The organism is Nocardioides mesophilus (genome assembly GCF_014395785.1).
In the GTDB taxonomy this organism is placed as follows: Bacteria; Actinomycetota; Actinomycetes; order Propionibacteriales; family Nocardioidaceae; genus Nocardioides_B; species Nocardioides_B mesophilus.
Genome location: NZ_CP060713.1, coordinates 3,236,389 through 3,250,372, shown reverse-complemented (window position 1 = coordinate 3,250,372; position 13,984 = coordinate 3,236,389). Strand labels below are relative to the sequence as shown.

The following is a 13,984-nucleotide window of genomic DNA, read 5'->3' as shown; positions in this document are numbered from 1 at the left end:
CGTCAGCCGACATCGGTGGCGAGCAGGTCGTCCTCGGTCTCGCGCCGCACGACCACCCGCGCCAACCCGGCGGCGACCGCGACCACCGGCGGGCGTAGCGCGTGGTTGTAGTTGCTGGCCATCGAGCGGCAGTAGGCGCCGGTGCCGGGCACCGCCAGCAGGTCACCCGCGGCGAGGTCGCCGGGCACGAACTCGTCCTTGACCACGATGTCCCCGGCCTCGCAGTGCTTGCCGACGACCCGGCCGAGCACCGGGACCGCCCCGGTCCGGCGCGAGGCCAGCGTGCAGCTGTAGTCGGCGTCGTAGAGGGCGGTGCGGATGTTGTCGCTCATGCCGCCGTCGACCGAGACGTAGGTGCGCACGGCACCGGCGTCCAGCCCGACCTGCTTGACGGTGCCGACCTCGTAGACGGTGCACATCGAGGGCCCGACGATCGCCCGGCCCGGCTCCACCGAGAGCCGCGGCACCGGCACCTCGAAGGCGCGGCACTCGTGCTCGACGATCTTGGTCAGCTCGGTCGCCAGCTGGGCGGGGTCGGCCGGGTCGTCCTGGGTGGTGTAGGCGATGCCGAACCCGCCGCCGAGATCCATCTCGGGCATCTGCACACCGAGCTCGTCGGAGACCCGGGCGTGCAGCGCCAGGACACGGCGGGCGGCCACCTCGAAGCCCGAGGTGTCGAAGATCTGGCTGCCGATGTGCGAGTGCAGCCCGCGCAGCTCCAGCCCCGGCGCCTCCTGCACCCGTCGTACGGCGTCGTAGGCGTCACCGGAGCTGATCGAGAAGCCGAACTTCTGGTCCTCGTGGGCGGTCGCGATGTACTCGTGGGTGTGCGCCTCGACGCCTGCGGTGACGCGCACCAGCACCGCCGCCGGCCGGCCCAGCTCCGCGACCAGCGCGGCCAGCCGGTCGATCTCGGCGAAGGAGTCAACGATGATCCGGCCGACGCCGACCTCGACCGCGCGCCGCAGCTCCGGCACCGTCTTGTTGTTGCCGTGGAAGCCGATCCGGGCCGGCTCCACCCCGGCGCGCAGCGCGACGCTCAGCTCGCCGCCCGAGCAGACGTCGAGGAACAGACCCTCCTGCGCCACCCAGCGGGCCACCGTCGTGCACAGGAACGCCTTGCCGGCGTAGTACACGTCGTAGCCGGCGAACGCGTCGCGGAAGGCCCGCGCCCGGGACCGGAAGTCGTGCTCGTCGAGCACGTAGGCCGGCGACCCGTGCTCGGCGACCAGGTCGCGGACGTCGACCCCGCCGATCTCGAGCGCACCGGCCTCGTTCTTGCGCGCGGTCGAGGACCACAGCAGCGGGACCAGCTCGTTGACGTCCTCCGGCGGCCGCAGCCAGGACGGTCCGCGACCGCTCTCGGCGTGGGCCCAGCCGGCCTCGTGGGCGTGCACGTCACATCCGCTCGGGGCCGAGACCCCGAGCAGACGCAGGCCGTTCGCGAGCACCGTCCGCGTCGCCTGCACCAGCAGCAGGCGGGCGCGGTGCAGGTCGCCGACCTCCTCCTCGCCCATCGGCAGCACCCGGCAGACGTCGTAGAACTTGTGGAAGCTCGACGCGAGGCCCTCGAGGTAGCGCGCGACCCGGTGCGGCTCGCGCAGCTGCGCGGCCACGGCCACCACCCGCGGGAACTCCGCGAGCGCCCGCAGCAGGTCGCCCTCCTTCTCGTGGTCGAGCAGCGACGGGTCGAAGCCGGTGCCGTCGGAGCCGGCCGGCGCGATGCCGAGGTCGGCGGCGTTGCGCAGGATCGAGGCCAGTCGGGCGTGGGCGTACTGCACGTAGAAGACCGGGTTGTCGCTGGCCTGCCGGGTGATCTGCTCGACGTCCAAGGTCAGCGGGGACTCCGCCGGGTAGCGGGCCAGCGAGTAGCGCAGCGCGTCGACGCCGATCATCTCGACGAGCTCCTCCAGGGTGACGATGTTCCCGGCCCGCTTGCTGAGCCGCACCTCCTCGCCGCCGCGCAGGATCTTTACGAGCTGGCCGATCAGCACCTCGATGTTGACCTCGGGGTCGTCACCGGCACAGGCGGCCATCGCCTTCAGCCGCCCGACGTACCCGTGGTGGTCGGCGCCGAGCAGGTAGATGCAGGTGTCGAAACCGCGCTCGCGCTTGTCGATGTAGTAGGCGGTGTCGGAGGCGAAGTAGGTCAGCTCGCCGTTCGTCCTGACGAGCACGCGGTCCTTGTCGTCACCGAAGTCGGTGGTGCGCATCCACAGCGCGCCGTCGGCCTCGAAGACGTGTCCTTGACCGCGCAGCTTCTCCAGCCCGTGCGCCACCCGTCCGTGGTCGTGCAACGAGCGTTCGGAGAACCACACGTCGAAGTGGGTGTTGAACGCCTCGAGCTGGTCCCGCTGCTCCTTGAGCTGCAGCCGGTAGCCCTCCTCCCGGAACGCGATGATCCGCTCGTCGTCGGGCAGCTCGAGGATGCCGGGGTGCTGCTCGGCGACCTGGCGGGCGAGCTCGTGGACGTACTGCCCGTGGTAGCCGTCGTCCGGGACCGGCAGGCCGCGGGCGACCGCGTCGAGCGAGGCTCCGAACTTGTCCATCTGGTTGCCGCGGTCGTTGATGTAGAACTCCCGCTCGACCTTGGCGCCGGCCGCCTCCAGGACCCGGGCGATCGCGTCGCCGACCACCGCCCACCGGGTGTGCCCCAGGTGCAGCGGGCCTGTGGGGTTCGCGGAGATGAACTCGACGTTGATCCGCCGGCCCCCCAGCGTCTCGGTGCTGCCGTACGACGAGCCGGCGGCGACGACCTGCGCGGCCAGCGCGCCCTGGGCGCCGGCCTCGACGGTGATGTTGAGGAACCCGGGACCCGCGATCTCGACGGCGGAGATGCCCTCCGTCGCGCGCAGCCGCTCGACCAGCATCGTGGCGAGGTCGCGGGGCGGCACCCCGGCCTTCTTGGCCAGCTGCAGGGCGACGTTGGTCGCGTAGTCCCCGTGCTCCTTGCTCTTCGGTCGCTCCACGACCACCGAGGCCGGTACGCCGTCGGGCAGGGTCAGGGCGCCCTGCTCCACGAGCTGGGTCAGGGCGTCGACAAGGGTGGCGGAGAGCTGCTCAGGGGTCACCGCCCCAGGGTATCGACGGAGCCGCTGCCCCGCTCACCCCGACGTCCCGTGGGAGACGATCCACCCCGAGAAGGCCGGGTGGGGAGCGCCGGGCACCGGTCAGGAAGCCCCGTCCGGCAACAGCCGCAGCACGGTGGCGACCAGCTCGGTCGGCTCGAAGGGCTTGACGAGGTAGGCCTCCACCCCGAGCTCGTCCCCCCGGGCCAGGTCGGCGGCCGCGGCCCGGCCGGTGACCATCACCACCGGGATCGCGGCGGTGACGGGGTCGCTGCGCAGCCGCTCCACGACCTCGAAGCCGCCCAGCCGGGGCATCATGACGTCGAGGGTGACCACGTCCGGGCGCCAGGTGCCGATCCGGTCGAGGGCCTCCACCCCGTCGTCGCACTGCTCGACCTCGAGCCCCTCGAGCTCCAGGTTGACCGTGATCAGCTGCCGGATCACGGCCGAGTCGTCGACGACCAGCACCCGTGCCGTCACCCACCCACCCCGATCGTCGTCCGTCACCGGTCATGTACGCTGTGCAGCGCTTCCCGAGCCCCCGTAGCTCAGGGGATAGAGCACCGCCCTCCGGAGGCGGGAGCGTAGGTTCGAATCCTACCGGGGGCACCACCGATCGACCTGCGGTTCCGCCCCGTCGGGGCCCGGATCGCCGCCCTCGCCGCTCACCACAGCAGCCGCCCGGGCCGCTTCTCCAGGCTCCTCCAGCCGGTCCGACGCTGCTTGCCCGCGGTCGGATCGCACCGAACCGTGACTTTGTGGCCTGCGTCGCGTTACCGATGGGTAACGCCGCAGATCCGAGCCGAACTCACCGTCCTGGGGATGTCACATGAACCGACCACTGATGCGCCGCCGGCGCTCCACCACCCTCCTCGCCGCCGGCGCCCTCGTCGCCGCCGCCGTGCTCACCGCACCGGGTGCCGCCCAGGCCTCGACGGTCAAGACCGAGTACGCCTTCAAGACGTTCGCCTACGGCACGAAGGCCGTCGCAGCCGACGGAGCCCTGCTCTCCGGCCGGACCGCCGACACGCAGATCTCCTGCACGCGCGCGGCGGGGGTCCGGAGCCGCAACTACGTCGCCGAGGTGAACGTCCCGGCCGACAGCCCGGCGTTCCACGCCACCGGGGTGAGCAGCACGAGCTCGACGTACCAGACCCGGAAGGGCGTCATCGGCAACCAGAGCGTCAACACCATCGCCGAGCTCGTGCTCGGCACCGCGGACGGGCCCCACATCAGCATCGACAACCTCAAGACGGTGTCGCGGGCCTGGGCCGACGCGAAGGGCAAGCTGCACGCCAGCAGCACCGTCTCCAGCGTCGACCTGGTCGCCCGGACCGGCAACGGCCAGATCGACGACCTCCTGAACGGCGGCGGGATCAACGACCTGCTCGACGTGATCGGGGCGAACGGCGGCCAGTACGACATCCCCGGCCTGGGCACCCTCTTCCTGGGCGCCGGCACCCCGCTCGACGCGGATGCGCACAGCGCCTTCGCCCGGGCGAAGGCCTCGGTGCTGCGGGCCGACCTCGACGCGCTCGGTGGCAGCGTCACGGTCGGTCACACCTTCGCCCGCATCGACCGGCTCCCGACCGGTGGCCTGCTCGGTGGCAGCGCCCAGGGGCTCGACGCCCCCGAGGTGCTCGGTGGCATCGTCAAGGTGGGCAGGCTCGGCCACAAGGTCCTCCCCTGCCTCGGCACCCACAACCAGGTCAAGACCAACAGCCCCGCCGGCGTCGTGCTCGACCCCGCCGCGCTCGGTCTCGGCACGATCGAGGGCTCGGTGCGCGGCTACATCGAGAAGGACGGCAGGGCGCTGGCCCGCACGACCGGCCGGCTGGCCTCGCTCACCCTCGGCCCGATCCACGTCGAGGGCATCGTCGGGCAGGCGACCGCGAGACGCAGCGCCGGCGGCAGGCTGACCACCTCGACCCAGGGTTCGACGATCGGCTCGCTCACCGTCAACGGCACCCGCCGGTCCGTCCCGGACCCCGGTCAGTCGATCGAGGTGCCGGGCGTCGCCCGGTTGACCTTCTTCCTGCAGGAACAGGGGAAGCGCAGCGTCGCGGTGACCGCCCTGCGGGTGACGCTCCTCTCCGCCGACACCGGGCCGGTCGGCACCGTGATCGACATCGGCTACGCCAAGGCCGGCATCCAGCGGTAGCCGGCCGACCGGCGGCACGCGCAGGCGCCCCTCCGGCCGGAGGGGCGCCTGTCCGGCTCAGCAGCCGTGGTCGAGCGTCGCGTCCCGGCGTACGTCGTCGCCGATGCGGCGTGCACGGGCCACGTCGGGAAACACCACGCTGGCCGCCCCTGCGTAGCCGACCCCCCCGAGCACCACGCACCCGCGCATGCGGGCCGGGTCGATCGTGGCGGCGGCCTGGGCGAGCCGGAACAGCTCCGCCGGGCGCAGGTCGGTGTCCAGGTTGCGCACGACAGAGAGCACGCCGCGCTCCATGAACCCCGGCTCGTCCACGTGCAGCCGGACCTGGCGCAGGATGCCGCGCAGCACGTCCTGTTGGTTGGCGGACCTGTCGAAGTCGCCCCGGGGGAACGCCTTGCGGATCCGCGCGAAGATCTCGGCCTGGAAGCCGGTGAGCTTGTTCGGCCCCACGTGGTAGCCCTGCGGGCGCACCGGGTCGGAGAACGAGAACCGCGAGTCGACGGTGACCCCGCCGATCCCGTCGACCATCCGCCGGAAGCCGTCGAAGCCCGCCGTCATCACGTAGTTGGGCTGGACGCCGACCAGGTTGCCCACCGACCTGCCCATCAGCTGCGGGCCACCGAAGTACATCGAGGCGTTGATCTTCTCCCGGCCGTGGCCCGGGATGTCGACGTAGGAGTCGCGGGGCACCCCGATCACGGTCGCGGCACCGGTGCGCAGGTTCACCCCGGTGAGCTGGATCGCGTCGGCGCGGCTGCGGGTCACGGACTGTCCCGGCCGGGCGTCCGAGCCGAGGAAGAGGATCCAGACCACGTCGCGGGGATGGTCCACGGCACCGGTGCTGCGCAGCTTCACCAGCGACACCGGGGCGTCGCGGACCCCGGCTCCCGGCACCGCCACGAGCGTGACGAGCAGCACCAGCACCAGCGCGAGGTGGCGGCGCAGCAGCCGCAGCGCACGAGACACCGGCGACGCGCTCACCCGGCACCCCCGGCGGTGCTCGACCGGCTGAGGTCGTAGCCGAAGATCATCCATCCTCCCGAGGGCTTGCGGGTCAGCAGCAGCCGCCCGTCGACGGTGACCGTGCGATCGGCACGCTCACCCCGCTCGGCGAGGAACACCAGGTGCACGCGGGCGGTGACCCCGGCAGCGGCGTCGAACGGCGCGAGCACCGAGAGGTAGGCGGTCTGCTCGCGCGGCACCACCGACTCCGTGGTGGGGCCGAGAAGCTGGTTGGTCAGCAGCTCGCGAGCCCCGCGAGCCTCGCGGCGGGCGCCCGGGGAGAAGGTGGCGAAGGCGTCCTTGAACGACGACCGGGGGTAGTCACCGCCCAGGAACGCGTCGTCGAAGTAGGTGGTCACCACCTTGCCGACGCGGGCCTCGAGCGCCTTCCGGTCCCGGGCGCGCAGCGTGCCGGAGACCCGGGTGACCCGGACCTGCGCGGCGGCCGGTCGGGGCGCGAGCGTGGCGGCGGGCTGGGTCGACGCTCTCGGCGTCGGCGTGCGCTGCGCCTCCGGGCCGGAGGAGCTGCCGGTGCAGGCGGCCGCCGTACCCAGGGTGAGCAAGGTCACGGCGCCCACCAGGAGCCGTGCGCCCCCTCGTCTGCGACCGTGGATCAACGGGTAGGTCACGGGCCTTCTCCTCCGGGAGGAACGGTGCTCCATGTGAGCCTGACCACCCTCGCGCCGGTGACGACGTGCCGGGGGCGATCCCGACTGCGCGCTGTTGCCACGAAGGACTAGCCTGGTAGCCGTTCACCCAACCCTAGAGTTTCGACACCAGGTTTCACCGGAAGAGGCGATTCAGGCCGTGGCCGAGTCTTCACCAGCCGCATCCACCGGGGGGTCCGCCCCCACTGACAACCCGCTGGCCGCCTTCGGCGCCAACGAGTGGCTCGTCGACGAGATGTACGAGCGCTATCAGCGGGACCCGAACAGCGTGGACAAGGCCTGGTGGGACTTCTTCCGCCACTATCCCGAGGCCGGCAACGGCAAGCGACCCGCGGAGAACGGTACGGCGGCCGCGAAGCCCGCGGCGCCGGCTGCCGCAGCCGCGCCGCAGCAGGCGCCCGAGCAGGCCGCCGCCAAGCCAGCCGCGAAGCCGGCGGCCGAGCAGGCCGCACCCGCGAAGCCCGCCGCCAAGCCGGCCCCCGAGCAGGCCGTCGCGAAGCCGGCACCGGCGAAGGCCGCCGCCAAGCCGGCCCCGACGAAGACCACCGCCGAGGCCGCCGAGCCGCGGGCGGACGCACCCAAGCCCGCCGCGAAGCCGACCGCCGCTCCGGTCCCCAAGGAGCCGGAGCCCGCCCCCTCCCCCGAGGTCAAGGACGAGCCGACCCTGACGCAGCTGCGCGGCGCGGCCGCACGCACCGTGCAGAACATGGACGTCAGCCTCACGGTGCCCACCGCGACCAGCGTCCGCTCGGTCCCGGTGAAGCTGCTCATCGACAACCGCACGGTGATCAACAACCACCTGGCGCGGGCCCGCGGCGGCAAGGTCTCCTTCACGCACATCATCGGCTACGCGCTGGTCAAGGCCGTCGCCTCGATGCCGGAGATGAACAACGGCTTCGACGTGATCGACGGCAAGCCGACGCTGATCACCCCGGCGCACATCAACCTGGGGCTGGCCATCGACCTCCCCAAGCCCGACGGCACCCGGCAGCTGCTGGTGCCCTCGATCAAGGCGGCGGAGTCGATGAACTTCGCCGCGTTCTGGACCGCCTACGAGGACCTGGTCCGCAAGGCGCGCAACAACAAGCTCGCCGTCACCGACTTCCAGGGGACGACGATCAGCCTGACCAACCCGGGCACGATCGGCACCAACCACTCGGTGCCCCGGTTGATGAAGGGCCAGGGCGCGATCCTGGGCGTGGGGTCCATGGACTACCCCCCGGAGTACCAAGGCGCCTCCGACGAGACGCTCTCCCGCAACGCGGTGAGCAAGGTCATGACGCTGACCTCGACGTACGACCACCGGGTCATCCAGGGCGCGCAGTCGGGTGAGTTCCTCAAGCGCCTGCACGCGTTGCTGCTCGGCGAGGACGACTTCTACGACGAGATCTTCCGGTCGCTGCGGATTCCCTACGAGCCGATCCGCTGGGCCAAGGACATCTCCTCCAGCCACGACGACGAGATCTCCAAGCAGGCCCGGATCCTCGAGCTGATCCACGCTTACCGGGTCCGCGGCCACATCATGGCCGACACCGATCCGCTGGAGTACCAGCAGCGCAGCCACCCCGACCTCGAGGTGGAGTCGCACGCGCTCACCCTGTGGGACCTCGACCGCGAGTTCGCGACCGGTTCCTTCGGGGGCGAGGGTCGCCGGTTCATGAAGCTGCGCAACATCCTCGGCATCCTGCGCGACTCCTACTGCCGCACCGTCGGCATCGAGTACATGCACATCCAGGACCCCGAGCAGCGCCGCTGGATCCAGCAGCGCGTCGAGCAGCCGCACGTGAAGCCGCCCCGCGAGGAGCAGCTGCGGATCCTGCTGAAGCTCAACCAGGCCGAGGCCTTCGAGACCTTCCTGCAGACGAAGTTCGTCGGCCAGAAGCGGTTCAGCCTCGAGGGCGGCGAGACCACCATCCCGCTGATCGACGAGCTCTGCGAGGCGGCCGCCGAGGCCTCCCTCGACGAGGTCTGCATCGGCATGGCCCACCGCGGCCGGCTCAACGTGCTCGCCAACATCGTCGGCAAGAGCTACAGCCAGATCTTCCGCGAGTTCGAGGGCAACATCGACCCGCGCACCGTGCAGGGCTCCGGCGACGTGAAGTACCACCTCGGCGCCGAGGGCGAGTTCAGCGCGGGCTCCGGAGACACGATCAAGGTGTCCGTGGCCGCGAACCCCTCGCACCTCGAGGCCGTCGACCCGGTGCTCGAGGGCATCGCCCGTGCGAAGCAGGACGTGCTGAACCGCGGCGCCGAGTTCCCGGTACTGCCGCTGCTCGTGCACGGCGACGCCGCGTTCGCCGGCCAGGGCGTGGTCGCGGAGACGCTGAACCTCTCCCAGCTGCGCGGCTACCGCACCGGCGGCACGATCCACCTCGTCGTCAACAACCAGGTCGGTTTCACCACCTCGCCGGCCTCGTCGCGCTCCTCGCTCTACTGCACCGACGTGGCGCGGATGGTGCAGGCGCCGATCTTCCATGTCAACGGCGACGACCCGGAGGCCTGCATCCGGGTGGCCCGGCTGGCCTTCGAGTACCGCCAGGCCTTCAAGAAGGACGTGGTGATCGACCTCGTCTGCTACCGCCGGCGCGGTCACAACGAGGGCGACGACCCGTCGTACACCCAGCCGTTGATGTACGACCTCATCGAGCAGAAGCGCTCGGTGCGCAAGCTCTACACCGAGTCCCTGATCGGCCGCGGCGACATCACCGTCGAGGAAGCCGAGCAGGTGCTGCGCGACTACCAGCAGCAGCTGGAGCGGGTCTTCACCGAGGTGCGGGAGGCGACCAACGCCCCCAAGGAGTGGACCACCGTCCCGGACTACCCCGAGAAGCACGGCACCGAGACCGCCACCGCGATCTCCACCGAGACGCTGAAGCGGATCTCCGACGCGCACCTGAACGCGCCCGAGGGGTTCACCGTGCACCCGAAGGTGCTCCCCCAGCTCCAGCGGCGGGCTGCGGCCATCGTCGACGGTCCGATCGACTGGGGAACCGGCGAGATCCTCGCGTTCGGCTCCCTGCTGATGGACGGCCGCCCGGTCCGGCTGGCCGGTCAGGACTCACGTCGGGGCACGTTCGTGCAGCGCTTCGCGACGATCATCGACCGCCAGAACGCCGACGAGTGGACGCCGCTGTCCAACCTCACCGAGGACCAGGCGCAGTTCTACGTCTACGACTCGCTGCTCTCGGAGTACGCCGCGATGGGCTTCGAGTACGGCTACTCGGTCGCCCGTCCGGATGCGCTGGTGCTCTGGGAGGCGCAGTTCGGCGACTTCGTCAACGGCGCCCAGACCATCATCGACGAGTTCATCACCGCCGGCGAGACCAAGTGGCGCCAGCAGTCCGGCGTCGTGCTGCTGCTGCCGCACGGCTACGAAGGTCAGGGGCCGGACCACTCCTCCGCCCGGATCGAGCGGTTCCTGGCCATGGGCGCCGACGAGGCCTTCGTGGTCGCGCAGCCGTCGACCCCCGCCAGCCTCTTCCACCTGCTGCGCCAGCACTCGCTGGGCGAGGAGCACCGACCGCTGGTGATCTTCACCCCGAAGTCGATGCTGAAGCGCAAGGAGGCCGCCTCCCAGCCCTCCGACTTCACCCAGGGCACCTTCCGCCCGGTGGTCGGCGACGACCAGGTCGACCCCGGCCGGGTCGAGAAGCTGCTGCTGTGCAGCGGCCGGATCACCTGGGACCTGATGGTGGACCGCAAGAAGCGCGAGGGCGACGACCCGCACACGGCGATCGTCCGGCTCGAGCAGCTGTACCCCCGCCCGGTGGCGGAGCTCAAGGCCGAGATCGCGAAGTACCCGAACCTGCAGGAGATCCGCTGGGTGCAGGACGAGCCCGCCAACATGGGTCCGTGGCCGCACATGGCGCTCAACCTGACCCCGGAGCTGGAGGGCATCCCGTTCTACCGGGTCTCCCGTCCGGAGTCCTCCTCGCCGTCGGTCGGTCAGCACTCCCGCCACTTGGAGGAGCAGAAGTCGCTCCTGCAGCAGGCGTTCAGCTGAGCACGACGACAAGGCACTGAGTCGATGTACTTCACCGACCGCGGGATCGAGGAGCTCGAGCAGCGCCGGGGTGACGAGGAGGTCACCCTGGCGTGGGTCGCCGACCGGCTGCAGGAGTTCGTGGACCTGAACCCCGAGTTCGAGACGCCCGTCGAGCGACTGGCCACCTGGCTGGCGCGCCTCGACGACCCTGACGACTGACGCACCACCCACCTCACCCCATCGCCGAGTCGGCGCAACTGCAGCGCTCCCACCCGCCGAGTCGGCGCAACCGCAGCGCTCCCACCCGCCGAGTCGGCGCAACCGCAGCGCTGCCGCCTGCCGAGTCGGCGCATCTGCAGCGCTCCCGCCTGCCGAGTCGGCGCAACCGCAGCGCTGCCGCCTGCCGAGTCGGCGCATCTGCAGCGCGCCCGGCTGAGCAGGTAACGCCTGCAGCCGGTGCCTACGGAGCAGCGGTGGGCATGTGCGCCCTCGTTGCTCCCGATTCCCTCGAGAACAGCAACAACAGGGGCCCACTGCGCCCTCTCGTTGTTCTTTACCTCGCCTCAAGAGCGATGGGAGGCGCACCCGCCCTGGCCGACCTGCAGATGCGCCGACTCGGCGGGGTTGCAGGCTGCAGATGCGCCGACTCGGCGGGGTTGCAGGCTGCAGATGCGCCGACTCGGCGGGGTCGCGGGCTGCAGATGCGCCGACTCGGCGGGGTTGCGCGCTGCAGATGCGCCGACTCGACGGGGTCGCGGGCTGCAGATGCGCCGACTCGGCGGGTCGGTGGGGTCGGGTGGGGGCGGTCGGGTGGGGGTGGAGGTCAGCGGGTGAAGACGACCTTGCCGAAGACGTCGCCCTGGGCCATCGCGGCGAACCCCTCGCTGGCCCGCTCCATCGGCAGCACGTCGTGCACCAAGGGCTTCGTGCCGGTGGTGTCGAGCATCTCCACCAGCGAGGCGAGCTCGCCGCGGGTGCCCATCGTCGACCCGACGATCTTCAGCTGCAGGAAGAAGACGCGGGTGAGCTCGGCGTTGGCGACGTCCGGTCCGCTGGTCGTGCCGCTGATCACCAGCGTGCCGCCGGGGCGCAGCGACTTCACCGAGTGCGACCAGGTGGCCTTGCCCACCGTCTCCATGACGGCGTCGACCCGGCGGGGCAGCCGCGCGTTGGACTCGAAGACCTCGTGGGCCCCGATCTCCAGGGCCCGCTGCCGCTTCGCCTCGTCGCGGCTGGTCGCGAAGACGCGCAGGCCACCGGCGCGCGCCAGCGTGATCAGCGCGGTCGCCACCCCGCCGCCGGCGCCCTGGACCAGCACGGAGTCGCCCGGCTTCAGGCCGCCCTGCACGAAGAGCATCCGGTACGCGGTCAGCCACGCGGTCGGCAGGCAGGCCGCCTCCTCGAACGACAGCGACGCCGGCTTGGGCACGACGTTGCCCTTGGGCACGACCACCGTGTCGGCGAACGTGCCCTGGTAGCGCTCGGAGAGCAGCGACCGCTTCGGGTCCAACGTCTCGTCCCCGCTCCAGGCCGGGTCGCTGATCACGGCGTGCACGACCACCTCGTTGCCCTGCTCGTCGAGCCCGGCGGCGTCGCAGCCGAGGATCATCGGCAGCGCCTCCTCGCGCAGCCCGACGCCGCGCAGCGACCACAGGTCGTGGTGGTTGAGCGAGGCAGCCTTGACCCGTACGGCGGTCCAGCCGGCCGGAACCTCGGGATCGGGCCGCTCGCCCACCACGAGGGCGGACAGCGGGTCGTCGGAGGAGAACTTGTCGGCGTAGACGGCGAACATGCCCCGACCCTAGTCAGCGGCGCGCGACGCCGTCACGACGGGCGGCCTCCGCGACGGCCGAGGCGACCGCGGGCGCGACCCGGGCGTCGAACGGCGAGGGGATGATGTGGTCCTCGCTCAGCTCCTCGCCCACCAGGGCGGCGAGCGCCTCGGCGGCGGCCAGCTTCATCCCTTCGGTGATGCTGCTGGCCCGGACGTCGAAGGCGCCGCGGAAGATGCCGGGGAACGCCAGCACGTTGTTGATCTGGTTCGGGAAGTCGGAGCGCCCGGTGGCCACCACCCGCGCGTGCCGGTGCGCGACGTCGGGGTGCACCTCCGGGTTCGGGTTGGCGAGCCCGAAGACGATCGCGTCCTCGGCCATCGAGGCGACCACCTCCTCCGGCACCGTCCCCCCGGAGACGCCGATGTAGACGTCGGCGCCGGCCATCACCGCCGCCAGGTCGCCGGTGCGTCCGGTGCGGTCCGCGGTCTGCTCGGCGAGCGCCTGCTTGACCGGGGTGAGGTCGCCGCGGGCGGAGTGCAGCACGCCGCGGCGGTCGGTCACGGCGAGGTCGGTGACCCCGGCGGCGAGCAGGATCTTCGCGACGGCGACCCCCGCGGCGCCGGCCCCGGAGATGACCACCCGGGTGTCGGCGTGCCGGCGGCCAGTGATCCGCAGGGCGTTCTCGAGCGCGGCGAGCACCACCACCGCCGTACCGTGCTGGTCGTCGTGGAAGACCGGGATGTCGAGCAGCGCCTTGAGCCGCTCCTCGATCTCGAAGCAGCGCGGCGCGGAGATGTCCTCGAGGTTCACCCCGCCGAAGCTCGGGGCCAGCCGGACCACGGTGTCGACGATCTCGTCGGTGTCGGTGGTGGCCAGGCAGAGGGGTACGGCGTCGACGCCGCCGAACTGCTTGAACAGCACCGCCTTGCCCTCCATGACCGGCATCGCCGCGGCCGGACCGATGTCGCCCAGGCCCAGCACGGCCGTCCCGTCGGTGACCACCGCGACGGTGTTCGACACCCAGGTGAGGTCCGCGGCACGGGCGGGGTCCGCGGCGATGGCCTCGCAGACCCGGGCGACCCCGGGCGTGTAGGCCATCGACAGGTCGTCGGGGCCGGCCAGCGGCACCGTGGAGGCGATCTCCATCTTGCCGCCCCGGTGCAGCGCGAAGACGGCGTCGTCGGCACCGGCGGCGGCGGGCTCGGGGGGCAGCGGAGAGTCGGTCATCGAAGTCGATGCAACCATGAGGTCGCCCTTCCTGTCTCGGGTGACAGCGCGTCGCGGTCGGTCCTCACCGGCGGTGGGGTGAGAAGGACGGCGGAGAA

The 13,984-nt window shown here is 71.6% G+C and carries 9 protein-coding genes, 1 tRNA gene and 1 pseudogene; 4 read left to right on the top strand and 7 right to left on the bottom strand.

Annotated elements, in window-relative coordinates; genetic code table 11:
- Positions 1 to 2: 2 nt before the first annotated feature.
- The 3 genes and pseudogenes from lysA to H9L09_RS15695 all read right to left on the bottom strand — a co-directional run bounded on the left by lysA (position 3) and on the right by H9L09_RS15695 (position 3,575).
- Positions 3 to 1,397 carry a diaminopimelate decarboxylase gene (gene lysA / locus H9L09_RS22235; RefSeq protein WP_187580936.1) on the bottom strand — a complete coding sequence of 465 codons (1,395 nt, stop codon included), beginning with the start codon at positions 1,395 to 1,397 and terminating at the stop codon, positions 3 to 5.
- 72 nt (positions 1,398 to 1,469) lie between these two features.
- Positions 1,470 to 3,020 (bottom strand): annotated as a pseudogene (gene argS / locus H9L09_RS15700) (arginine--tRNA ligase); the annotation flags it as partial.
- Positions 3,021 to 3,170: 150 nt separating this feature from the next.
- Positions 3,171 to 3,575 (bottom strand): response regulator transcription factor, encoded by a 405-nt coding sequence (locus tag H9L09_RS15695; RefSeq protein ID WP_223164082.1) that lies wholly within the window; start codon positions 3,573 to 3,575, stop codon positions 3,171 to 3,173.
- A gap of 30 nt (positions 3,576 to 3,605) precedes the next feature.
- Between H9L09_RS15695 and H9L09_RS15690 the strand changes: the two genes are divergently transcribed.
- A tRNA-Arg gene (locus tag H9L09_RS15690) sits at positions 3,606 to 3,680 on the top strand.
- A 217-nt stretch (positions 3,681 to 3,897) separates the two neighbouring features.
- Positions 3,898 to 5,229, top strand: coding sequence for a choice-of-anchor P family protein (locus tag H9L09_RS15685; protein WP_187577793.1), 1,332 nt, complete (start codon positions 3,898 to 3,900; stop codon positions 5,227 to 5,229).
- A gap of 57 nt (positions 5,230 to 5,286) precedes the next feature.
- Here the strand turns inward: H9L09_RS15685 and H9L09_RS15680 are convergent, their stop codons facing one another.
- Positions 5,287 to 6,210 carry an LCP family protein gene (locus H9L09_RS15680; RefSeq protein WP_246456061.1) on the bottom strand — a complete coding sequence of 308 codons (924 nt, stop codon included), beginning with the start codon at positions 6,208 to 6,210 and terminating at the stop codon, positions 5,287 to 5,289.
- Complete coding sequence (locus tag H9L09_RS15675) at positions 6,207 to 6,860, bottom strand: hypothetical protein (RefSeq protein ID WP_187577791.1); 654 nt, start codon at positions 6,858 to 6,860, stop codon at positions 6,207 to 6,209. The genes H9L09_RS15680 and H9L09_RS15675 overlap by 4 nt, the downstream gene beginning before the upstream one ends.
- Positions 6,861 to 7,038: 178 nt before the next feature.
- Between H9L09_RS15675 and H9L09_RS15670 the strand changes: the two genes are divergently transcribed.
- Both H9L09_RS15670 and H9L09_RS15665 read left to right on the top strand, forming a co-directional pair.
- Positions 7,039 to 10,902, top strand: a complete 3,864-nt coding sequence (locus H9L09_RS15670; protein WP_187577790.1) for a multifunctional oxoglutarate decarboxylase/oxoglutarate dehydrogenase thiamine pyrophosphate-binding subunit/dihydrolipoyllysine-residue succinyltransferase subunit — start codon at positions 7,039 to 7,041, stop codon at positions 10,900 to 10,902.
- Positions 10,903 to 10,926: 24 nt separating this feature from the next.
- Positions 10,927 to 11,103: a DUF6104 family protein gene (locus tag H9L09_RS15665; protein ID WP_187577789.1), complete on the top strand. Its 177-nt coding sequence runs from the start codon at positions 10,927 to 10,929 to the stop codon at positions 11,101 to 11,103.
- 604 nt (positions 11,104 to 11,707) lie between these two features.
- Here H9L09_RS15665 and H9L09_RS15660 read toward each other — a convergent pair.
- Together H9L09_RS15660 and H9L09_RS15655 are read right to left on the bottom strand one after the other, a co-directional pair.
- A complete protein-coding gene (locus H9L09_RS15660; protein WP_187577788.1) occupies positions 11,708 to 12,676 on the bottom strand; it encodes a zinc-binding dehydrogenase in 969 nt (322 codons plus the stop codon).
- A gap of 13 nt (positions 12,677 to 12,689) precedes the next feature.
- Positions 12,690 to 13,886: an NAD(P)-dependent malic enzyme gene (locus H9L09_RS15655; protein WP_187577787.1), complete on the bottom strand. Its 1,197-nt coding sequence runs from the start codon at positions 13,884 to 13,886 to the stop codon at positions 12,690 to 12,692.
- Positions 13,887 to 13,984 lie beyond the last annotated feature (98 nt).

Excerpts from the sequence above, each read along its gene's own strand:
- H9L09_RS15660 (WP_187577788.1), bottom strand. The coding sequence starts at position 12,676 with ATGTTCGCCGTCTACGCCGACAAGTTCTCCTCCGACGACCCGCTGTCC.
- H9L09_RS15685 (WP_187577793.1), top strand. The coding sequence starts at position 3,898 with ATGAACCGACCACTGATGCGCCGCCGGCGCTCCACCACCCTCCTCGCC.
- H9L09_RS15665 (WP_187577789.1), top strand. The coding sequence starts at position 10,927 with ATGTACTTCACCGACCGCGGGATCGAGGAGCTCGAGCAGCGCCGGGGT.
- H9L09_RS15655 (WP_187577787.1), bottom strand. The coding sequence starts at position 13,886 with ATGACCGACTCTCCGCTGCCCCCCGAGCCCGCCGCCGCCGGTGCCGAC.